Source organism: Lentzea terrae (assembly GCF_003265345.1).
Taxonomy (GTDB): Bacteria; Actinomycetota; Actinomycetes; order Mycobacteriales; family Pseudonocardiaceae; genus Lentzea; species Lentzea terrae.
Genome location: NZ_QFWW01000038.1, coordinates 1 through 21,137, shown reverse-complemented (window position 1 = coordinate 21,137; position 21,137 = coordinate 1). Strand labels below are relative to the sequence as shown.

Below are 21,137 nucleotides of genomic sequence, written 5' to 3'. Positions count from 1 at the left end.
GGGTGGCCCTTTCCGTTGAGATCAGTGGCGTGAAAATCATCGCCGGACTCGTCATCGCGGCAGGCCTCGCGGTCGTGCCGGGCATCGCCCACGCCCAGGACACCAACTGCTACGACACCACCGTCCCGCTGACCGTCGAGGAGCAGCGGCTCGACGACACGCTCGTCGCGGGTGGTCCCGCCGTCGGTCCCGCGCTCGTGCGGCTCGCCGGGTTCGACAGCCGCGTCACCGACTTCACCACGAAACTCTGCCGCCAGGTCGTGCCGAGGCAGGCACAGCAGTTCGTGGCCCGTGAAGGCAACGCGCTGTGGAAGGCCGCCGTGGCCCGCGCGCAAAGCACGACAACGTTGGCACACGACGCTTACGACGACCGTCCGCTCTACTGGGCCCGTTTGCAGCTCACCACCGCGTTGCGCCAGTGGCAGCCGCGGTTCGCGCTCTCCACACACGACCGCGCGAAGCTCATCCAGCAGTTCGACTGGGCCTCGCGCGGACTGAGCGACTCGGCGTTCGCTCCGCGTCCCGGCGTGCGCAAGATCGCGGTGACCGGCTTCGACCCGTTCCAGCTCACCGGGACCAACGTGCGGCGCGCCAACCCGGCGGGTGCGGCGGCGTTGCAGCTCGACGGCCGGGAGATCACCACGCCGACGGGCAAGGTCGTGCTCCAGGCCGCTGTGCTGCCGGTGCTGTGGGGCGGGTTCGACGAGGGCGTCGTCGAGCAGTTCTACGGAACGGCGCTGGAGCAGAAGCCCGATGCGTTCGTGACGATCAGCCAGGGCAGGCCCGGCAAGTTCGACATCGAGCGGTGGGCGGCGCGCTGGCGGGGCGGATTCGCCGACAACAACAACGTCGGTTCGTACGGCAGCGTCCCGAACGCCGCCGGCTGGCCGCAGCCGGTGAACGAGTTCATCGAGACCTCGCTGCCGTTCCAGAAGATGATCGACGCGGGCACCGGGCCGTTCCCCGTGGTGCTGAACCGGAGCTTCTGCGAGTGGGTCGTCGTCGGCTCCCAGCAGGAGTGCCGCACGGACGAGCCGACGCCTGGTCGGGTCGCGGCCGTCGGTGGCGGCGGGAACTACCTCTCCAACGAGAGCATGTACCGGGCAAACCGCGTGCGAATCGGTTACGGCGCAACGAATGTCCTCGGCGGACACCTCCACACGCCGGTGCTCGGCCAGCCGGTCGACCCGGCCGCTCTGACAGACGCGGCGTTCGAAAAGCAGCGTCGGGACATCGCCGATCAGGTCAAGGCCCTAGTCTCTGTGGTGTGACTCGTGTGCGGCTGGCGGTGGCAATGATCCTGAGCGCGGTGACTTTGAGCGCCTGTGCCATCCAGGTCGGAGGTCAGGCCGTACCCGGCCCGATGCCGTCCACCGCCGCCGCAGACGCGCCGACGCTGCCCAAGGTGGGGCAGTGCATGAACTCCTCCGAGCTCAAGGCGGTCGACTGCGCCGCGAGCCACGACGCCGAGGTCATGCTGGTCGGCGAGATGACCGGGCTGCCGTCGGCCTATCCGGACACGCAGACGCTGCGCAAAGCCGCGCTACCCCCGTGCTACGGCGCGATCAACGACTACCTCGGCAGCCCGGACGCCGGTGCGACCCGCCTGCAGGTGTGGACGTTCTGGCCGAACGAGGCGGGGTGGAAGAAGGGCGAGCGCTGGCGGCTCTGCACCGCCGTCGAACTCACGCCCGACGGGAAAGCGTTGCCGCGCAAGGGTGCTCTGAAGGGCGTGCTGAAGGGTGCCAGCTTCAACACGTTCCAGATCTGCCTGAGCGGTTCGCCGTCCAAGGACCCCGACGTGAAGCCGACGGCCTGCAACGGCCCGCACATGGCAGAGGCCGTGCCCGCCGGAATCGTGCCGCTGGGCAAGAACACCGACCCCACGCCGTCCAAAGAGCAGATGAGCGCCGTCGCCAAGGACAAGTGCACCAAGGCCGTGCACGACTACCTGGGTTCGGACAAGCGCACGGACGTGTTCCCAGCGTGGCGCATGCCCGGATCCCAGGGCTGGTCAGAGGGTTGGACCTACGCGATCTGTTACGCGGAGGCCACCAAGACCTTCAACAACACGCTCCTCGGCATCCGGGACAACCCGCTCCCGAACTGAGCCGGCGACCACGACCATCAGCACCGCGGCCAGGGACAGCACCAGCATCGCGACTCCTGCGGCGACCCCCACGGCACACCTCCCTCTCCTCCGGTGACGATCTTCGTGACCGCCATCACACAAGTAAGACGTTCCCGGAGAGGGGCAGGTTCATTCCTGCGTCAAGACCGTTTTGGAAAGTTGTGGAGAACTGTCCACCGGCTGTCCACAGCTATCCACAACATGTGCACAGAGCCGTCCACACCTGTGGACAACTTCGTCTCAAAAGGACGGTGAGCTGCACTGATTCAGAGAAGATTGCTGCACAGGACCACACCGGCAGCGGTACCGATCGCTAAACCGGCGAGGAAGACGAGCGTGAAGCGCCACCACGGCGTGCGCGCCGGCGGGGCGGGCGGCACCGGGTAGTAGCGCACGATGCCCTTCGTGGGGCCGACCTCGACATCGCGCCTGGTGCCGTCGTAGTGGAGTCCGCCGAGGAAGTCCTCGTCCTGCATCACACCACTAGTAGTACCTCAAAAGATGACCCAGCGGTCGCCGTTGACCGCTGGGTCACCAAACACCTCAGAATGATCAGCCGAGGCGCTGCTTCAGGGCCTCCAGCTGGTCGCGCAGCGTGGTCGGCACCTTCTCACCGATCTTCGCGAACCACTCCTCGACCAGCGGGATCTCGGCGCGCCACTCGTCGGCGTTGAACTCGAGCGCGGCCTCGATGTCCTCGACCGGCGCGTCCAGGCCCTCGAGGTCCAGGTCGGCTGCCGTCGGCACGTAGCCGATGGGGGTCTCGGTGGCGGCGGCCTTGCCCTCGATGCGCTCGATGGCCCACTTCAGGATGCGCGAGTTCTCGCCGAACCCGGGCCACAGGAAGCGCTTGTCGTCGCCGCGGCGGAACCAGTTGACGTAGAAGATCTTCGGCAGCTTGTCGGCGTCGGCGCGCTTGCCGAGGTCGACCCAGTGCTGGAAGTAGTCACCGGCGTTGTAGCCGATGAACGGCAGCATCGCCATCGGGTCGCGACGCACGACGCCGGTCTTGCCGACCGCGGCGGCCGTGGTCTCCGACGACAGCGTGGCGCCCATGTAGGTGCCGTGCTGCCAGTCGCGCGACTCGGTGACCAGCGGGATCGTCGTGGCGCGGCGGCCACCGAAGAAGATCGCCGAGATCGGCACGCCCTTGGGGTCGTCCCACTCCGGCGCCTTGATGTCGCACTGCTCGATCGGCGTGCAGTAGCGTGAGTTCGGGTGCGCCGCCAGCTCGTCGCCGTCCGGCGTCCAGTCCTGGTGCTTCCACGAGGTGAGGTGAGCCGGAGCCTCGCCGATGCCCTCCCACCAGATGTCGCCGTCGTCGGTCAGGGCGACGTTGGTGAACAGCGAGTTGCCCTTGGCGATGGTGCGCATCGCGTTCGGGTTCGTGTGGTAGTCGGTGCCGGGCGCGACGCCGAAGAAGCCGTTCTCCGGGTTCACCGCGTAGAGGCGGCCGTCCTCACCGAAGCGCATCCACGCGATGTCGTCGCCGAGGGTCTCGACCTTCCAGCCGGGGATGGTCGGCTCGAGCATCGCGAGGTTGGTCTTGCCGCAGGCCGACGGGAACGCGGCGGCGATGTAGTACGCCTTGTTCTCCGGCGAGGTGAGCTTGAGGATCAGCATGTGCTCGGCGAGCCAGCCCTCGTCGCGCGCCATCACGGACGCGATGCGCAGCGAGTAGCACTTCTTGCCGAGCAGGGCGTTGCCGCCGTAGCCGGAGCCGAAGCTCCAGATCTCGCGGGTCTCCGGGAAGTGCGAGATGTACTTGGTCTCGTTGCACGGCCACTGCACGTCCTGCTGGCCGTCCTCCAGCGGGGCGCCGAGCGAGTGCAGCGCGGGGACGAAGTCCGCGTCCTCACCGAAGAGCTCGAGGGCCTTCGTGCCCATGCGGGTCATGATGTGCATGGAGACGACGACGTACTCCGAGTCCGTGATCTCGACGCCCAGCATCGGCTTCTCCGCGTCGAGCGGGCCCATGCAGAACGGGATCACGTACATCGTGCGGCCACGCATGCAGCCCCGGTAGAGCTCGGTCATGATGGCCTTCATCTCGGAAGGGTCCATCCAGTTGTTCGTCGCGCCCGAGTCCTCCTCGCGCACCGAACAGATGTACGTCCGCTCCTCGACGCGCGCGACGTCGCTGGGGTCCGAGGCGGCCCAGAACGAGTTCTGCTTCTTCTTCAGGGGCACGAACGTGCCGGCGTCGACGAGCTTCTGCGTCAGACGGTCCCATTCGCCCTGGGACCCGTCCGCCCAAACAACCTCGTCGGGGCAGGTCAGCTCAGCGACTTCCTGAACCCATGCGAGCAAACGCGCGTGGTTGGTCGGTGCGTGTTCGAGACCGGGAATGGTCACTGCCGTCATCTCGTCTCGTCTCCTGACTGAACGCCTCGGCTGCCCGAGGACGCGCGGTGGGTCGTCCGGTGTGGGGACTTCGTCGTCCTCGGGAATAGCTCCAGACGCCCGGTGCGGCCGGGCGTGCGTGGAAGGGGATGGATCGAGGTTAGCCCGGTTAATGGCGGGTAACGCACCCCCAGCCTGAGGCTTCTCTCACAAAACCGATTCTGGAATCGATTCAGCACTCGGACGGCGTTAAGGCGCGCTTGAGGCGGGAAAAACACAAGAGGCCCCGGTGCGGTTCTCACCACACCGGGGCCTGTGACCTGCGCTTCAGTTCGGGCTGATCCACTGCCCGGTGGTGGAATCGATTCGGACGACTCCCTCGAACCGTTCTTCCTCGAACCAGTCGTCCGACTCGTCCAAAATGCCGCTCTTGGAGTCGGTCACGTACCGGCCGTCGGCCTCGATGTGCCCGTGCTCGACCTCAACCCAGTCGTCACCTCGGTGTTCCGACATCGTGACCTCGCCCGATCGGGTGATCTCGGTCGCCACGTCGGCCCGTCCGTCGCCGTTCTTGTCGGTGAACAGCCAGGTGTCCCCGTCGTCGTCCCGCACCACGGCGGTGTCGGCCCTGCCGTCGCTGTCGGTGTCCTCGGTCGCCTGGCCGACCTTTCGCTCGCCTTCGTCGGTGTCCACGACAATGGTCTGCTCAGGCGCGGAATTCGTCTTTTGTTGCGTTGAGTCGTTCGGGTCGACGGCAACCCACTCGCCGGAATTCTCCTCGAACCGCGCCTGGCTGAGGAGATTGCCGTCCTTGTCGAACGTGCTCATCAGATCCGCGTCGCCGTCGCCGTTCGTGTCGGTGAACGCGAGGTGGCCACCGTCATCGGTCTCGACGACGGCGGAGTCGTTCGTGCCGTCCTGGTCGAGGTCGAAGGTGACGTCGGCGGTGTACTCCTCGTCCTCGACGGTCACCTTCAGCTCGGCGTCGGCCGCACCGTTCTCGTCGATGTACACCGGGACACACCTCCTACTGCTCATGTACCGGTATGACCCACGTTATGCCGGTTCGGTTCCCTCGCCAACCTCCCTGCGCTCAGGACGGGAGCCGATCATCAGCAGGCACAGCGTGGTGACCGCGGCCACCAGCCCGGCGAGGAGCAGCATCGGGGGCAGACCGGGTGACGCCGGCGGTGGTGCCGCGACGGCCGCAGCGGTGGTGCTCGTAGTCGCGGTCGTGGTCACCGGTGCTGCTGCTCGGGTGGTCGGAGCGGGTTGCTGGACGACGGGTTGCGGCACTGGTGGGGGTGGAGCGGCGGTCGTCTCCTGGGCGAGGACGACGATCTGCGCCCGCATGTCCGGGTGCACTGAGCAGATGTAGTCGAATGTGCCCGGTTGGGTGAACGTGAAGCTCCACGACTGGCCCTGGGCCAGCATCGGCGAGCGGAAGGTGCCGCCCGCGACGTCGTGCGACGCCTCGTCCTGGTTCGTCCACGTGACGACGTCGCCCACCCGCACGGTCATGGTGGCCGGCACGTAGGCGTAGCGCGCGATCGGGATCTGGTGCGTCGTGGCGGCGGCCGCCGTGCTGAAGGCGCCGAAGAATCCAGCGCTGGTCAGCACGGCGAACGCGGCCAGGACAACGCCGGCCAGGCCGCGTTTCATCAGCAGATCGCCTGGTTGAACGCCGGGTCGAGCATCTGCTCGAGCAGGACGGTGTGGGCCTTGATGTAGTTGTCGAACGCCAACGCGTCCTGCACTTGCTGCAACGGCGACGTCTCCAGGTGTGCCGCCTTCAGGTGCGCGATGAACGGCGCCAGCACGTCACGGTCGAGCGACGAGTTGAGAGCCGGGTCGAGCATCTGTTCCAGCAGCACGGTGTGCGCCTTGATGTAGTTGTCGAACGCCAACGCGTCCTGCGCCTGCTGCAACGGCGACGTCTCCAGGTGCGCCGCCTTCAGGTGCGCGATGAACGGCGCGAGCGTTTCCTTCTTGACGCAGCTGGGGGTTCCGCTCGGCGGTGTGGTCGTCGTCGGGCTGGGATGCGTGGTCGGATGGCCGGTCGGCGGGGTCGTCGTGGTGGGCGGGGTGGTGGTCGGTGGCGTGGTCGTGGGAGGGGTCGTGCTGCCGTTGACCGTGACCGACGCCTTCATGTCCGGGTGGATCGAGCAGTAGTACGAGTACGTGCCCGCCTTGGTGAAGGTGTAGCTGAAGGTCTGCCCCTGCTGGAGCGTGGGCGAGGTGAACTTCTCCGGCCCGTTGGTGACGACCACGTTGTGCGGTGCGGTGTCGTGGTTCGTCCACACGACGGTGTCGCCCGCGTTGATCGTCAACGTGGCCGGCTGGAACGCGTAGCCCATGATCTCGACGGAGGTCGAAGACTGGGCCGCCGGCGCGGCCTCGCCCTGCTGTGCGGCGAGATCGACGCCGACCGGAGCCGCCTGCCCCGGACCGACCAGGCTCAGACACAGCGCGGTTCCGGCTATGCCGAGTGCCGCGACCAGCACGGCGAACCGGTTTCCTTTGTCCACAGTGGACTTCCCTTCTTCTGCGGGGTCAGCGACCGGGTCCGGTCGTGACGAGGAAGGCGGCCACGCCCAGCACGACGACGGCGAGAACCGCCTCGGCGGTGACCGACAGCGCGAGCGCGCGGGTGGTCGGGGCGACGCTCAGCCGCCGGTCCACCCAGGTCTTGCTCGCGAGTCCGAGGAGCAGCAGCACGGCGAAGAGCGCGAGCTTGATCAGCAGGAGCTGGCCGTAGCCGGTGTGCAGCAACGAGTTCAGCGAGCCGACCAGCCGCCACGCGAGCACGGCGCCCGCCACCGTGAGCACCGCGACGGAGACCACGGCGAGGCGCGAGTAGCGCGGCAGCACGGCGATGAGGACGTCCCGGTCGCGGGCCGGCAACACGGCGAGCAGGAGCACCATCAACCCGCCGACCCACACGCAGACCACGAGCAGGTGCACGAACACGACCGCCTGACCCCAGCCGGGCAGGTCGAGGGCGTGACCCGTCATCCCGTTGGTGCGCAACACCCCGAGCGCGACCGCACCCGCGCCGACCCGCCACGACCACGACCTCGCGGCCCGTGCCCCGCGCCGGGCCAGGTCGGCGAGCACGACCAGTGCGAGCAGCCACAACATCGTGCGGGCGAACCACACCCGGCCGAACGGGGCGTCGAACAGCGGCACCAGCACGGACCAGCCGAACGCGGCGGACGGCGGCCGTCCCGCGACCCAGGCGGCGTTGAAGGCGAGGCTCGCGACAGTGCCGACGAAGCCGCACAGCCAGCCGAACGCGATCAACCGCCTGGCCCGTGCGGTGTCCGCGCCGTCGGGCCACAACAACGCGATGAACGCCATGCCGCCGACGAAGAGTGTCGTGCCGACGTAGTCGAACGACCTGGCGAACAGGAACCACGACTTCGCCGCCTCGGTCATGGCGTGTCCAGCAGTGCCGTGACGCGGTTGGTCTTCTCGTCCACCACGAGCGAGCACGTCGTGCCGAGCAGGTCGTCGAGCAGCTTGACGGGATCACCGAGCAGCGGAAGCTCCACAAGGGACAGTCGCTCGGCCTTCTTCGTGCCTTCCGGGAGTTCGTGCACGAGCGGCAGGTCGTCGAGCAGCTCCAGCAAACCCAGCTCGCGCAGCAGTTTGGTGATCGCACCGACGTCACACGGTTCCGACGGCTCGGTCGTGGGCGGGGTGGTCGGCGGCTTGGTCGGCTTCGTCGTCCCCGGAGGCGTGGTGGGGTGCGGATGCGTCGGCGCCGGCACGTGCGGCCCCGCGGGCTGGTGCGGGATCGGGGCCGGGTTGTGCGCCACCGGTTGCGGCACGTGGGCTGCTGGTTGATGCGGCTGCTCGGTCGGTGACGGGATCGGCGCCTGGGCGTGGTGGTCCGGCTGGCTGACCGTGCTCTGCGCTTGGGGGATGCGGCCGATGCCCGACGCGAACCCGAGCACGACGACCACGGTGCCCACCAGGGTCGCCGCCACCACCTGGTCTCGCTGCAGCTTCATACCGCAAAAGCGAATCAGTGCCGAATTAACCGGCATTCCCAATTCATGACGGAACAGTGAACTAGCATCGGCCGCAAATGTTTTGTACCAGTGCATGTCCGGACACACAAATTTAAGTTGCCCTGACAACAGTGCCCTGAACAGCCAAAATGAGCATTGCTCAATTAAGTTTGCACGATCTCACAGATGACCCGTAACCGGTGTGCACACCGCTCGTTGATGGTCTTTCAGGCCCGGTCGCGAACCGACCGAATGCGGCCGAGCAGTTCCTCGGCTTTGGCGCGGCCCGACTCCACCTCTGCCAGCTGCCTGGTCACCGACTGCAGCTCGCGGCCCCGTTCGCCGGCCTCCATCCGCAACGCCCGGTCGACCTCGCGCAGTTCGGCCTCGATGGCCTCGATCCGCTTGGCCAGTGCCTCGTCCAACGCCAGCGACAGGGCTTGTTCCGCCTCGATCAGCTGCTCGGCGGCCAGCTGGTCCACGGTGGAGCGCGCGTCGGCGATGGCGTCCGAGAGCCACTGCTTGACGTGCTGCTTCTCGGCGGTGTGGGTGCGGGTGCGGGCCATCCACCAGCCGGCGCCGAGGCCCAGCGCGATGGTCACCGGCAGGACGATCGGGTTCAGCACGGCGATGCCGAGGCCGGCCAGCGGCATGACGGCCAGCTTGCCCGCGCCGAGGCCGCCGGAGACGCCCATGAAGACCAGCAGCTTGTCCTCGGCGGTCGGTGGGCGCTTCTCCTTGGGGCGCAGCACGACCGGTGGTTGCTCGCCGCGCGCGAACTGGCCGCGGATCAGGGTCAGCTCCTCGGCGCTGAACATGGTCGCGAGGACGGCGTCGGTGACCTGGGCCAGGCGCACCGACAGGGCCGTGGAGATGCGGCCGGAGACGACCTGCAGAGCGGTGTCGACCTGCTGCGGCAACGACGCCAGCGCGGTGCGGTCGGCCGAGTCGATGGCCTGGCGGTACCAGGTCTGCAGGTCGCGCATCTGGCGGGAGATCTCGTGGGAGTTCTCGACGCGGGCGCGCTGGATCTCGCCGCGGAGGCGGACCTGCCAGCCTCTGGTCGAGGAACGGCGTTCGGTCTGCAGTTCCTCGCGCCGGGCGCGCAGGACAGCAGCCTCGTCCTCGCCCACGGACAGAGCGCGCTTTTCGTGTTCCAGCCGCACGACCAGCTCGTCCAGCACGGTCGAGAGGGCGCGCAGGGCGTTCGCCTCGGCCAGCATGCCGGCGCGACCGGCCACCAGTTCCTGCAGGAAGGTCTGCAGCGCGGCGACGCCGGAACGCTCGCGGAGCATGGCGGCGGCGTCCGGGTTCGGGGCCTGCGCCGCCATCTCGAACATGCGCGACGACACGGGGTGGAAGACGGCGTCGGCGAAGCGCGGAGCGTGCTCGGCCAGCAGGGCGCGATCGGCGTCGAGGACCTGGCGCCAGCCGCGGTACTGGTCGGTCTTGGTCAAGGCGAAGACGACCGTTTCCACGCGGTCGCCGACGCGCTTGAGGAAGTCCAGCTCGCCGCGTGTGAAGGGGGACGAGGCGTCCACGACGAAGACCAGGGCGGTGGCCGAGGTGACGGCTTCGAGGGCCAGTTCGCCGTGCACCGACTCCAGGCCGCCGACGCCCGGAGTGTCCACAACGGACATGCGTTCCAGCAACGGGATCGGGGCGTCGACCTCGACGTAGCGCGGCGGGAGCTCGCCGTCGGGCAGCTCGTGGGCCGCGGAGACCCAGTTGATCAGGGCGGGCAGCGGGAACGTCACCGGGGCGAGCAGGCCGGGGTAGCAGGCGCGGGCCGCCCAGTCAGCGCCGTGCTGGAACACCAGGTAGGTCGAGGTGGCCACGTCGGCGTCGACCGGCGACAGGCCTGGCGTGGCCAGCAGGGCGTTGACCAGCGAGGACTTGCCGCGGTTGGTCTCGCCGACGATGACCACGGACGAGACTTCCGGAGCCGTCCGGCGCACCACCCAGTCAGCCATCGACGGGTCGAGCTCGCGCACGAGAGAGGTGAGGCGTTCGCGCGTCTGGCGGACGGTCTGCGAGAGGTTGCTCATCGGGCCGTGTAGACCGTCACGATCGGGGCCCGCAGCACGCGGCCGCGGTCGCAGAAGCCGGGCACCTCGGTCTCGGCGACCAGGCCCTGCAACGACAGATCATCCGTGGGCACCGTGCCACCTGCCTCGTGCCGCGACGGGTCGAACCGTTCACCGTCGGCGCGGACGGACACGACCCCTATGGTCGACAGGCCTTCCTCGATGCGCTCGACCACACCCGCACTGGCGCGGTCCAGCGCGTACAGGCACAGCTGGACCAGCGCGCGGCGTTCGGCCAGCGCCTGGTCGAGCAGCTCGTCGGCAATGGTCTCCACACCGTCGTCCGACGCCACGGCGGTCGGATCGGTTCCACTCACGCTCATCGGTGCCCCCCAGCACGTAGTTGCTGCCAAATGAGGAAATACGCCCGGTGGACGACGTGCGCCACTCGAGCCTGTGCCGGAGTCGCGCCGAACGAGGCGAACGAACGCCACCAACCAGCACGTTCCAGCGCGTACGCGACCAGTTCCGGCAACGGCCGGCCGGTCAGCCCCAGCTGCCCTGGCACGTCCGGGGTGCTGCCGACGCGCAGCACCTCCTCCGTGAGGTCCGGTGCCAGCGTCACCGCACCGGACGACACCAGGGTCAACGCCTCCAGCAGCCGCAGCTGGTGTGCCTCCGGCCGGGCCAGCAGCACCTCGATCGCGTCGTGCACGCGCTGCCGTTCGCCGGGATCGCCCGAGGCCAGCGACGTGACGGACGCCAGCGCGGCCGCCGCCTTGATGCCGTCGGCACGGGCCCGGAACACCGCGTCGAGCCGCCCGCGAACGGCAGCGAACCCGGAGGCGTCGAACAGCACCCGCCGCAACGCGCCCGCGGTCAGGCCGGGTTCGGCGTCGAGCGCAGCCAGGGCGCGACCGATGCCGTACAGGTCCAGCTTCTCCAGCAGCCGGGACCGCACGCCCGCCGCGACCTCGCAGTCCCACGACGTGAAGAGGTCGCCGGACATCAGCATCATCGTGCGGGTGTCCGCGTCGAGTGCGGCCAGCTGCCGCAACGCCTCCGCGTCGGCGGAGGTGAACTCACCGGTCTCCGCGGACTCGGCGAGCAGGCTGATCACCGGCAGCACGTCCGCCACCCGCGGCTTCAGCAGCTCGGCCTGCTTCCCGGCCAGGATCTCCGCGGCTCGCCAGACGTCACCGTCCGAGCCTTCGACGGTTTCCGGTGCCACGGCGTCGACCTTGTTCAACGCGGCGATGGCGTTGACCGGTCCGGCCTCACGAGAAGCGGTGGCGGCGGTGAAGGCCGCGATCGTCGAGTGGTCGTCCGCGCGCACGCCCTGCGTCACGACGTAGAGCACTGCCTCGGCACCCGCGACTGCGTTGCGGGACACCGGATCCAGCAGTTCCTCGGTGCGGGCGACGGAAGCCGCGTCCAGCGACCCGAGCCCTGGGGTGTCGATGACGGTGAAGTCGCGCAGCACGGCGTTCGTCAGGTACGCCTCGATGTGCGAAACGCCTTCCACGCCAAGCGAAGCGGGGATCATGCCGTTGGCGTCGAACGGCAGCACCTGCCGTCGTCCGTCCCGCAACACCACTTCGATGCGGTCGACCGTTCCGTACTGATAGCGCGTCACGAGCCGTGTGCACTCGCCGACGTCGGTGGGCGCGACCCGCCGTCCGATCAACGCGTTGACCAGCGTCGACTTACCGGACTTGATCCGCCCGGCCACCGCGACCTGCAGCGGCGCGTGCAGGCGGCGCAACACTTCCTGGAAGCCGGCGGCGGTCTGCTGGGAGACCTGAGGTTGCAGGGCAACACACAAATTGGCCACCGCCGCGCACAGCGGTCCGGCCAGTTGTTGTCCTTGCAACGCCGTCACGGGCACTGATCGTGCCACGGTTTGTACGCGTGCGTGCGCGGGTAGCCACAGCTCATGGGTGACAGCTACGTGACGTTCCTAGTGCTGGGGATCGTCCTGGTCGTCGTTGACGGCCAGCTGATCTACCACAGCGGCAAGGGGTACTTGAGGCGCGCGGCGTACGACGACGAACAGGCCGGCGGCATGATGAAGCTGACGGCGGTGCTGTTCCACCTCGTCGTGCTCGGACTGCTGGCGCTGGTGTCGGTCATCGACATCAACACCGGTGACCCGGTCAAGAACGTGGTCGTGAAGCTGGGCGTGGTGCTGTTGCTGCTGGCATTGGCTCACGGCGTCACCATGGCGATCCTGGCCAGGATTCGGGATCGCCAGATGCAGCAGCAGCTCGCGGACCAGATGGCCGAGGAACACCGCATCTACGAGGAGCGGCAGGAGGAACGCCACTCCCACGTGAGCGAACCGCGACCCGCACCCAAGATCGAGTCGCCTTACTCAGCCACGTAGTGGGCACGCACGGCGTCCAGCGCCTCCCCCTCGCTGGCGCCGAGTGACCGAGCGACGGCGACGAACTCCGCCGCGGCGGCGGAGAGCGGGTCCGGTGCATGCGAAGGCAGGGCAGCCACCACGGTGCCCTGCCTTCGTCCTGTCGTGAGCACGCCCTCGGTCTCCAGCTCCCGGTACGCCCGCGCGACCGTGCCTGCGGCGAGCCCGAGGTCGGCGGCGAGCTGCCGGATGGTCGGCAACCGCGCTCCGACGGGCAGCACCCCACCGCTGATCAACCTGACCAGTTGGTCGCGGACCTGACGCCACGGCGCAACACCGTTGTCGATGTCGACGACGATCTTGGGAGCGGTCACTGGTTGATCTTCGCCCGCTGCGGTTTGGTGTGTGCCATCGCGATCCACACGAGGATCCCGATGAACTCCCACTTCCCCGGTACCAACGCCCAGGCCACCGCCGCCCCGAGCCCGGCAGAGACGTGCACACTGCGGGTGCGCAACGCCATGTCGACGCGCAGGTCCCCGCTGGCAGGACGGGCGACGGCCGCCCAGGTGATCACAGCGACCGCTGCCGCGGACAGCACGAGCCACCCCGCCCGCTGCCACTGCTGCTCGAGGCAGAGGTGGACCAGGACGCCGAGGACGATCACCAGGTACAGGACCAGCACAGCCGTCGACGCGACGTCCGCGAGCCTGCGCGGGGTGAGCGACGCCACCCGCTGGGCACTGCGAGGCGGCCGCAACGCGATCAACTCGGCGAGCAGCGCACCACCGAGGACGACGATCACCAGGTGGGTCGTCATCTCAGGTTTGAAGTCCGGGCCGAACGCGCCCGCCAGGTAGATCCACGGGTAGAGCAGCCGACGCTTCCGCAGGTAGCGCACGGCATCCGTGACCTGTGCCTCCGTGGGATCAGCCACCTGCCACTTCTTCAGCAGGCGCTTGCCCGTCGACGGCGTCGGCCAGAGCATCATCGTCAGCACCAGGCCGGCGGCGCCCAGGTACACAGCGGTCCAGGCCCACTCGGGCATCGCGCCCCCCAAACTTTGTATCAACCCCTCGGCACAATAACTCACACTGAAGTCGTACGGAGCGTCATTCCGTGGCGCGACGCGCGGAAGTTCGACCCGCACCTAACCTTGTCCGGTGCGGAGGTTCAGCCTGTGGATGAAGGCTCACCCGGCGTTCGGGGACTCCCTGATCGCCGGGCTCTTGTTGATCTTCGACATGGGCGTGGCGGCCTCCACAGCCGAGCAAGGGGTGTCGTTCTCCGCGTTCCTCGCCGTCACGTTGCTGATGCTCGGGCCGCTGCCGTTCCGGCGCTACCACCCGCTCGGCACCAGCTACCTGATCCTCGCCGGCGCGTTCCTGCAGCTCTTCACACATGGCGGCGGCATCGAGTTCGGGGTGCCGGTCCGCGCATCGGACTTCGCGCTGGCCATCGCGCTGTACACGCTCGTCGCGTACACGGGCCGCAAGTCGGCGTTGATCTACTCGGGCTGGCTGCTCGCCGGCACGTTGCTCTGGGCGATCTTCCAGGTCGGCGATCTCCAGGCCGTGTTCCTCGTGTTCATGGTCTTCGTGATCTTCGGCTTCAGCTGGGCGATGGGCGAGTTCGTCGGAGCGCGCCGCGCCTACCAGAGCGAGCTGGAGCAACGGCTCAAGCTGCTCGAGACCGAACGCGACCAGCAGGCCAAGATCGCGGTCGGCGAGGAGCGCTCCCGCATCGCCCGCGAGCTGCACGACGTGGTCGCGCACGCGGTGAGCGTCATGATCGTCCACGCGGACGGCGCCGCCTACACGATCAGGTCGCAGCCGGAGGTCGCGGAGAACGCGGTCCGCACGATCGCGGACACCGGCCGCCAGGCGCTGACCGAGATGCGGCGCCTGCTGGGCGTGCTGCGCAGTGAGGACGCCGAGACGCAGTGGGCCCCGCAGCCGGACGCACGCGGCGTGGTCGAGCTCGCCGAGAACACCCGTGCAGCCGGCGTGCCGGTGCGGCTGGAGATCACCGGCGACGTCGACGACCTGCCCGCCGGCGTGGGCCTGAGCATCTACCGGATCGTGCAGGAAGCGCTGACGAACACCATCAAGCACGCCGGGACGGGCACGACCGCGTTCGTGCGCCTCGCCCGCACACCGGAGGAGCTGCGGCTCGAAGTCGTCGACAACGGCTTCGGCACACCGCACGACGTGGTCAAGGTGTCCGGCGGCAACGGACTTATCGGCATGAGGGAAAGGGCTGCGGTGCTGGGCGGCGAGTTCGAGGCGGGCCCCAACCCCGGTGGGGGATGGCGCGTGCGCGCGAGCTTTCCACTCGCCGCATAGGGTGATCGAGTGATTCGGGTGCTGCTGGTCGACGACCAGGAACTCATGCGCATGGGCTTCCGCATGGTGCTGGGGGCGCAGGAGGACATCGACGTCATCGGCGAGGCCGCCGACGGTCTCGATGCGGTGCAGATGGCCGACAAGCTGCGCCCCGACGTCGTGCTGATGGACGTCCGCATGCCCGTGCTGGACGGCGTGGAGGCGACCAAGCGGATCACCGCGGCCGACACGGCCAAGGTGCTGGTCATGACCACGTTCGACATGGACGAGTACGCGTTGTCCGCGCTGCGCAACGGCGCCAGCGGGTTCCTGCTGAAGGACACGCCGCCGTCCGACCTGGTGTCGGCCCTGCGCGCGGTCGCGTCCGGCGATGCGGTCGTGTCGCCGTCGGTCACCAAGCGGCTGCTGGGCCGGTTCCTCGGTGACGGCGGCGGAGAGCTGCGCGACGCCACCGTGCTGGACGTGCTGACCGAACGCGAGCGCGAGGTGCTCGTGCTCATCGCGAAGGGCCTGTCCAACACGGAGATCGCCCGGAAGTTGTTCTTGTCCGAGGCGACGGTGAAGACGCACGTCGGCCGGATCCTCGCGAAGCTGGAGCTGCGAGACCGGGTGCAGGCCGTGGTGCTGGCCTACGAGACCGGTCTCGTCCGCCCCGGCGACGCGTAGGGCCTGTTTCCCAGGTCCGTGTTCGCGATAGCCGGGGCTGGGGTGGCCCCTGGGGGCCACCTCAGCCGCGACTCTCATCGAACGAGACCTGGGAAACACGCCCTACCGGTACTGCTCCGGGTCAGCCTCGACGGTCTGACCCGCCATCCGCGGCTTCACCACCTCGTCGTACCAACGACCCCAGTCGGGCTGCGAGCCGTCGAGGTCGGTGAACCCGTACTCGCGCTTGAGCCGCCACGACGACAGGCACTGCCCGGCGAACCGCTTGCGGTCCTTGTCGGCCGCGAGGTGTGCGATGCCCCTGCCGAGGTAGTGCGGAGTCTCCGAGATCGCGTAGTCCGGCACCTTCTCGATCGCGTCGCGCCAGTTCTCCTCGGTGACCCCGAAGCCCTCCAGCATCTGCTCGGACCGAAGGAACCCCGGCGTGGCGGCGAGTGCGGTCACGTTCGGGAAGTCCTTGAGGTCCTTCGCGAGCACCTCGCCGAACCTGCGCACGGAGTTCTTCACCGCGTCGTAGGCGAGGTTCACGAAGTACGCCTCACCGTCCTCGCCGTCGGTCACCTCGACGACGAGGCCGTCGTCGGACTTGATCACCAGTGGCATCAGCTTGTGGATCGCCACCAGGTGCGTCTCGACGCCGTTGCGCCACATGTGGAGCTGCTTCTCGAGGTCGTGCTCCCAGAACTTGCCCCACTCGACGAGGTTCTCGCCGCCCCAGGCGTTGTCGACGAAGATGTCGAGCTTGTCGATCTTCGCCGCGAACGCGTCCACATCGGACGGATCGGTGAAGTCGCACCGGACCGCGATGCCCTTGCCACCGGCCTTGGTGACCAGGTCCGCGGTGTCCTCGATCGTCTCCGCCCGGCCGACCTCGGACTGCTGTGAGCGCGTCGTGCGTCCACCGACGAACACCGTCGCGCCCGCCGCGCCCAACTCCACCGCGATCGCCCGGCCCGCACCCCGCGTGGCGCCCGTGACGACGGCGACCTTGCCGCTCAAATCAGGGCTTCTTCGCGACACGTCGAACTCCCCTTCCTTCGTGCCAGGACAGCACGACCATCTCGTCCCCCTCGACGGTGATCGACACGACCTCGGTGACGTTCAACCGGAACAGGTCGAGCTCATCGGGATTCCAGCCGGTGCGCTCGTACAGGTCCTTCAGGTAGTCGGCCTGGTCGGTCCAGAACTCGGCCGTGCCGCTGATCTTCGCGTCGCCCGCCTCGGTCATCGAGGCCGTGGTCGTGTTGCAGTGCAACGAGAACCGCGGATCCCGGCGCAGGTCACGCGACTTCAGCGAGTCGACCATCATGCCTGCCCACAGCGCGCCGCGCGCGAAGTCCGGCTCCACCCCGCTGATCCGCGGCGCGCCGTCCTTGCGCAGGGTCGCGATCAACGCGTGCCGGTCCGCCGCGAACCTGCTCTGCACGAACGCGGCCAGGTCGGGCTGTTCGGCCGCGAACTCGGCCCAGGTTGCCATCAGCGCATTCCCTTCAACACCAGATCGATGTCTTCCTCCATGCGTGCCAGGAGCTCTCCGCGTGGTCTGATCGACCAGTCCATCGAGGTCCCGTAGACGAGCGCGGCCAGCACTCTCGCTGCGTTCGGCGGCAACTTCTCCGCCGCGCAAAGGATCTCCAGTTCCGACTCCAGCACCGCGTAGTGCCTCGCGAGCAACGCCCTCAGCTCGGGATCGATGAGATCGACGCCGAGCTGTGCGAGGTTGTTCGTGGCGATCGCCGGATCGGCGAGCCGGTCGAACCAGGTCAGCAACGCCGCTCGCACGTTGCCCTGCTCCCGCATCCTCCTGACGACCTCTTCCGTGCCGGCTCGGGTCAACGCCTGCAGCAGGCCGCTCTTCGACCCGAACCGCTTGGCCACCGCCCCGACCGACACCCCGGCCTCCGCCGCCACGTCCGCGACCGTGAACTCCGGTCCGCGCCGGTCGATGACCGCCGCGGTTGCACTCAGAATCCGCTCGTCGGAGATGGTTCTCGGTCGCGCCACCCAGTTAGTGAACCATAATTCACTAACCTTCGCATAGGGTGGGGTCAGTGAACTGGAGACCGCGCCTGGTCGCGTTGGACATCGACGGAACTCTCACCGCTGTCGGCTCGAACGACATCTCGCCCGCTGTTCAGTCCGCCGTCGCGCGCGTGACCGAACACGGTGCATCGGTCGTGCTCTGCACCGGCCGCAGCCTGATCGGCACCACCCCGGTCGCACCTCAGCTGCCCGTGTCCATGGCCCTGTGCTCGAACGGCGCGGTGTGGTGGGACACGGCGCGCGACGAGATCGTCAAGCGCACGACGTTCGAACCGGGTCCGACGATCAAGACCCTGCAGGCGTTGCTGCCGGGCGCGGTGTTCGCGGTCGAGCAGACCGGCGTCGGCAACCTGTCGCTCGGCGACTTCCTGCCGGGCGACCTCTGGGGCGTCACGACTTCCGCGACGTTCGACGAGATCGCGGCCGTGCCGACGCCGCGACTGGTGATGCGCTGGCACGACCGCACACCGCCCGAGCTCGCGTTCGCGGTGCGGGAGCTGGAACTGCCGGGCGTCTCGTGGCACGTCGACCACACCGAGGCGTGGCTGACCGCGGTGCCGCCCGACGTCACCAAGGGCTGGGCGCTGGAGGAGCTGCGGATCTCGCTGGGGATCAGCGCTTCGGACACGCTCGCGATCGGTGACGGCACCAACGACGTCGAGATGCTGCGGTGGGCGGCGTGCGGGATCGCGATGGGTCAGGCGCCGGCGACCGTGCAGGCAGCCGCCGACGCGGTGACCGGCACCGTGCTGGAGGACGGTGCGGTGCAGGCGTTGGAGCGCTTCTTCCCCGCCTAGTCCGAGACGTCGACCTTGGCGACGACCTTGTCGATCTTCACCCGCACCACCAGCTCGCCGGGCACGCCGTTGCGTTCGGCGTAGACGTCGGCCTGGTCCGCGCCCATGTAGCGGGCCGCCGTCCGGCCGGCCCAGTACTTGAGCTGCTCCGGGTCCTCGTCCACCAGAGCGCGGCCCGTGATGGTCACGAAGTTGAACGGCGGCGTTTCGTCGTCGAAGCACAGGGCCACCCGGCCGTCGCGCAGGATCGACTTGCCCTTGATGGTGTCGCGGCCGGTCAGGAAGACGAGGTCCGGGCCGTCGAGGTCCACCCAGACCGGGGCGACGTGCGGCGACCCGTCCTTGCGGGTGACGGCTAGTTTGCCGGTGCGCGCTGGCTTGGCCAGCACGAACTCGCGCCACCAGCCTTCTGGAGCTTCCGTGTAACCCATGGGCTGCATTCAACTACGACTGAGGTAGGGGCACAGAACTACTGAAGTTGACGGTGGTCGCAGACTGCTGGGCGATGTGGCTGCACCCCTCGGAACAGGAGAGTTGTCTCCGACACCGAGAGGGGAAACGCCAATGATCGAGGCAATCGGCCTCACCAAGAGATACGGCAGGACGGTCGCGGTCGACGACCTGTCGTTCACCGTCCAACCTGGACGGGTGACCGGGTTCCTCGGTCCGAACGGCGCCGGCAAGTCCACCACGATGCGGATGATCCTCGGGCTCGACCGACCGACGGCAGGCCGCGTGCTGATCGACGGGAAGCCCTACACCGAGCTGCACCGTCCACTGCGGACGGTTGGCGCGCTGCTCGACGCCAAGTGGGTTCACCCCAACCGGTCTGCGCGGGCTCACCTCAAGTGGCTCGCGGTGTCCAACAAACTGCCGGCCAAGCGGGTCGACGAGGTGCTGGACGCGGTCGGGCTCACGCAGGTCGCCGGCAAGAAGGCCGGTGGGTTCTCGCTCGGCATGTCGCAGCGGCTGGGGATCGCCGCGGCGCTGCTCGGTGACCCGCAGGTGTTGTTGTTCGACGAGCCCGTCAACGGACTGGACCCCGAGGGCATCCTCTGGATCCGCACGTTCATGCAGAACCTCGCCGCCGAGGGCCGCACGGTCCTGGTGTCGAGCCACCTGCTGTCGGAGATGGCCCTCACGGCCAGCGAGCTCGTGGTGATCGGCAGGGGGAAGCTGATCACGCAGAGCAGCACGGCTGAGTTCATCGACCGCTCAACGGGTAACTCCGTGCTTGTGCGCAGTCCTCAACTCTTCAAGCTCGGGCCGCTGTTGGTCGACAAGGGCTTCACGGTTCGTGACGGCGCGGACGGGGCGTTGTCCGTATCGGGTGCCACTAGTGACCAGATCGGTGACATCGCCGCAGCTAACGGTGTTGTCCTGCACGAACTGAGCCCGCAGCGCGGCTCGCTCGAAGAGGCGTTCATGCAGCTGACCGGCGATGCTGTCGAGTACCACGCAGAGATCGGGAAGTGAGTCTGATGACCCTGTTGGCAGTTGAGAGAATCAAGCTCTTCTCGACCCGCTCGCCGTACTGGTGCACCGCTCTCGCCCTGGTGCTCGGCGTCGGCCTCACCGCGATCATCGCGGGCACGACCGAGAACGGCCAGATGTCGATCGGCCTGACGCAGTTCGGCAGCAGCCAGCTCGCGCTCGCCGTGGTGCTGGTCATGTCGGCGCTCGCGGTCACCACCGAGTACCGCTTCAGCACGATCCGCGCCACGTTCCTCGCGGTGCCGAACCGGATCTCCGCACTGGTTGCCAAGACCGCGGTGGTCGCGTTCATCGCCGGTGCCCTCGGCGAGATCATCGCGTTCGGTTCGTGGGGCATCGCCAAGGTGATGCAGCCGACGGCGGACCTCGCGATCAACACGGGCGCCGAGTGGCGGCACGTCGCAGGTGTCGGACTGCTGTACGGGATCGGCGCGATCCTCGCGATCGCGGTCGGCATCCTGGTCCGCCAGACCGCCGGTGCCGTGGCGATCCTGCTGGTGTGGAACATGCTGCTCGAAGGCCTCATCGGGATCATCCCGAAGGTCGGCATCAAGATCCAGGCGTGGCTGCCCTTCCAGAACGCCAACCACTTCCTGCAGCTCGGTGGGGGCAACCCGGCCGAACAGCCGGGCGCGGGGATCGACTTCAAGCTGAGCCAGTGGGGTTCGCTGGCCTACTTCGCCGGCATCGCCGTCGCACTGCTGGTGGTCGCACTGATCGTCGCGAAGCGGCGGGACGCGTGACCAGTTCTGAATAAAGGGGGAGCGGGACGCAGGCCATCCGTCGGGGGTGTGGCCTGCGTCCCGGTCAGTTCTTCGAGCGAACGGGAGTTTCAATGATCGTGTCAAGCGACTTGGGCCGTGAGCTGTGGTGAGCGATGGAACTCCCGGCCATCGCGCAGCAGTGCCCA

24 protein-coding genes are annotated in these 21,137 nt (G+C 68.2%); 8 read left to right on the top strand and 16 right to left on the bottom strand.

Features of this window, described 5'->3' with window-relative positions; translation table 11 throughout:
* Positions 1–29 precede the first annotated feature (29 nt).
* Positions 30–1,271 (top strand): hypothetical protein, encoded by a 1,242-nt coding sequence (locus DI276_RS46785; RefSeq protein ID WP_112276434.1) that lies wholly within the window; start codon positions 30–32, stop codon positions 1,269–1,271.
* Positions 1,268–2,110, top strand: coding sequence for a septum formation family protein (locus DI276_RS46780; protein WP_157985378.1), 843 nt, complete (start codon positions 1,268–1,270; stop codon positions 2,108–2,110). Before DI276_RS46785 ends, DI276_RS46780 begins: the two co-directional genes overlap by 4 nt.
* Before the next feature lie 287 nt (positions 2,111–2,397).
* On the opposite strand, the gene DI276_RS46775 is transcribed toward DI276_RS46780, so the two are convergent.
* The 10 genes from DI276_RS46775 to DI276_RS46730 all read right to left on the bottom strand — a co-directional run bounded on the left by DI276_RS46775 (position 2,398) and on the right by DI276_RS46730 (position 12,399).
* Entirely contained in the window at positions 2,398–2,610 is a 213-nt protein-coding gene (locus tag DI276_RS46775) for a hypothetical protein (RefSeq protein WP_112276430.1), read from the bottom strand.
* Between the two features lie 73 nt (positions 2,611–2,683).
* The gene (locus tag DI276_RS46770; RefSeq protein ID WP_112276428.1) at positions 2,684–4,495 is read right to left on the bottom strand and encodes a phosphoenolpyruvate carboxykinase (GTP); all 1,812 of its coding nucleotides are present in this window, start codon (positions 4,493–4,495) and stop codon (positions 2,684–2,686) included.
* 306 nt (positions 4,496–4,801) lie between these two features.
* Complete coding sequence (locus tag DI276_RS46765) at positions 4,802–5,488, bottom strand: hypothetical protein (protein ID WP_112276426.1); 687 nt, start codon at positions 5,486–5,488, stop codon at positions 4,802–4,804.
* A 42-nt stretch (positions 5,489–5,530) separates the two neighbouring features.
* Entirely contained in the window at positions 5,531–6,136 is a 606-nt protein-coding gene (locus DI276_RS46760) for a cupredoxin domain-containing protein (RefSeq protein ID WP_112276424.1), read from the bottom strand.
* Entirely contained in the window at positions 6,136–7,002 is an 867-nt protein-coding gene (locus DI276_RS46755; protein ID WP_112276422.1) for a cupredoxin domain-containing protein, read from the bottom strand. Before DI276_RS46755 ends, DI276_RS46760 begins: the two co-directional genes overlap by 1 nt.
* Before the next feature lie 25 nt (positions 7,003–7,027).
* Positions 7,028–7,912, bottom strand: coding sequence for a copper resistance D family protein (locus DI276_RS46750; protein WP_112276419.1), 885 nt, complete (start codon positions 7,910–7,912; stop codon positions 7,028–7,030).
* Positions 7,909–8,490, bottom strand: coding sequence for a hypothetical protein (locus DI276_RS46745; RefSeq protein ID WP_112276417.1), 582 nt, complete (start codon positions 8,488–8,490; stop codon positions 7,909–7,911). Before DI276_RS46745 ends, DI276_RS46750 begins: the two co-directional genes overlap by 4 nt.
* A 227-nt stretch (positions 8,491–8,717) precedes the next feature.
* On the bottom strand, positions 8,718–10,538 hold the full coding sequence (locus DI276_RS46740; protein WP_112276415.1) for a dynamin family protein: 1,821 nt from the start codon (positions 10,536–10,538) through the stop codon (positions 8,718–8,720).
* Positions 10,535–10,900 (bottom strand): nucleotide exchange factor GrpE, encoded by a 366-nt coding sequence (gene grpE, locus DI276_RS46735; protein WP_112276413.1) that lies wholly within the window; start codon positions 10,898–10,900, stop codon positions 10,535–10,537. Before grpE ends, DI276_RS46740 begins: the two co-directional genes overlap by 4 nt.
* The gene (locus DI276_RS46730; protein ID WP_112276411.1) at positions 10,897–12,399 is read right to left on the bottom strand and encodes a dynamin family protein; all 1,503 of its coding nucleotides are present in this window, start codon (positions 12,397–12,399) and stop codon (positions 10,897–10,899) included. The genes grpE and DI276_RS46730 overlap by 4 nt, the downstream gene beginning before the upstream one ends.
* Before the next feature lie 54 nt (positions 12,400–12,453).
* On the opposite strand from DI276_RS46730, the gene DI276_RS46725 reads away from it, so the two are divergent.
* Complete coding sequence (locus DI276_RS46725; RefSeq protein WP_112276409.1) at positions 12,454–12,903, top strand: hypothetical protein; 450 nt, start codon at positions 12,454–12,456, stop codon at positions 12,901–12,903.
* Here DI276_RS46725 and DI276_RS46720 read toward each other — a convergent pair.
* Positions 12,888–13,256, bottom strand: a complete 369-nt coding sequence (locus DI276_RS46720) for a GntR family transcriptional regulator (protein ID WP_112276407.1) — start codon at positions 13,254–13,256, stop codon at positions 12,888–12,890. The genes DI276_RS46725 and DI276_RS46720 overlap by 16 nt on opposite strands.
* A complete protein-coding gene (locus tag DI276_RS46715; RefSeq protein ID WP_112276405.1) occupies positions 13,253–13,930 on the bottom strand; it encodes a hypothetical protein in 678 nt (225 codons plus the stop codon). The genes DI276_RS46720 and DI276_RS46715 overlap by 4 nt, the downstream gene beginning before the upstream one ends.
* Positions 13,931–14,045: 115 nt before the next feature.
* Between DI276_RS46715 and DI276_RS46710 the strand changes: the two genes are divergently transcribed.
* Together DI276_RS46710 and DI276_RS46705 are read left to right on the top strand one after the other, a co-directional pair.
* The gene (locus DI276_RS46710) at positions 14,046–15,227 is read left to right on the top strand and encodes a sensor histidine kinase (protein ID WP_332874768.1); all 1,182 of its coding nucleotides are present in this window, start codon (positions 14,046–14,048) and stop codon (positions 15,225–15,227) included.
* A gap of 9 nt (positions 15,228–15,236) precedes the next feature.
* Positions 15,237–15,893 (top strand): response regulator, encoded by a 657-nt coding sequence (locus tag DI276_RS46705; RefSeq protein WP_112276401.1) that lies wholly within the window; start codon positions 15,237–15,239, stop codon positions 15,891–15,893.
* A gap of 102 nt (positions 15,894–15,995) precedes the next feature.
* Here the strand turns inward: DI276_RS46705 and DI276_RS46700 are convergent, their stop codons facing one another.
* Genes DI276_RS46700 through DI276_RS46690 form a run of 3 tightly spaced genes read right to left on the bottom strand, consistent with a single transcriptional unit; the run spans position 15,996 to position 17,897 of the window.
* Entirely contained in the window at positions 15,996–16,913 is a 918-nt protein-coding gene (locus DI276_RS46700; protein ID WP_232837401.1) for an SDR family oxidoreductase, read from the bottom strand.
* Complete coding sequence (locus DI276_RS46695) at positions 16,894–17,370, bottom strand: pyridoxamine 5'-phosphate oxidase family protein (protein ID WP_112276397.1); 477 nt, start codon at positions 17,368–17,370, stop codon at positions 16,894–16,896. Before DI276_RS46695 ends, DI276_RS46700 begins: the two co-directional genes overlap by 20 nt.
* Positions 17,370–17,897 carry a TetR/AcrR family transcriptional regulator gene (locus DI276_RS46690; protein ID WP_112276395.1) on the bottom strand — a complete coding sequence of 176 codons (528 nt, stop codon included), beginning with the start codon at positions 17,895–17,897 and terminating at the stop codon, positions 17,370–17,372. Before DI276_RS46690 ends, DI276_RS46695 begins: the two co-directional genes overlap by 1 nt.
* A gap of 47 nt (positions 17,898–17,944) precedes the next feature.
* Here DI276_RS46690 and DI276_RS46685 point away from each other — a divergent pair, with 47 nt between their 5' ends.
* Positions 17,945–18,733, top strand: a complete 789-nt coding sequence (locus DI276_RS46685) for an HAD family hydrolase (protein ID WP_112276394.1) — start codon at positions 17,945–17,947, stop codon at positions 18,731–18,733.
* On the opposite strand, the gene DI276_RS46680 is transcribed toward DI276_RS46685, so the two are convergent.
* Positions 18,730–19,164 (bottom strand): PPOX class F420-dependent oxidoreductase, encoded by a 435-nt coding sequence (locus DI276_RS46680; RefSeq protein ID WP_112276392.1) that lies wholly within the window; start codon positions 19,162–19,164, stop codon positions 18,730–18,732. The genes DI276_RS46685 and DI276_RS46680 overlap by 4 nt on opposite strands.
* 133 nt (positions 19,165–19,297) lie before the next feature.
* Between DI276_RS46680 and DI276_RS46675 the strand changes: the two genes are divergently transcribed.
* On the top strand, positions 19,298–20,209 hold the full coding sequence (locus DI276_RS46675; protein WP_112276390.1) for an ABC transporter ATP-binding protein: 912 nt from the start codon (positions 19,298–19,300) through the stop codon (positions 20,207–20,209).
* Between the two features lie 5 nt (positions 20,210–20,214).
* A complete protein-coding gene (locus tag DI276_RS46670) occupies positions 20,215–20,970 on the top strand; it encodes a hypothetical protein (RefSeq protein ID WP_112276387.1) in 756 nt (251 codons plus the stop codon).
* Positions 20,971–21,137: the final 167 nt, after the last annotated feature.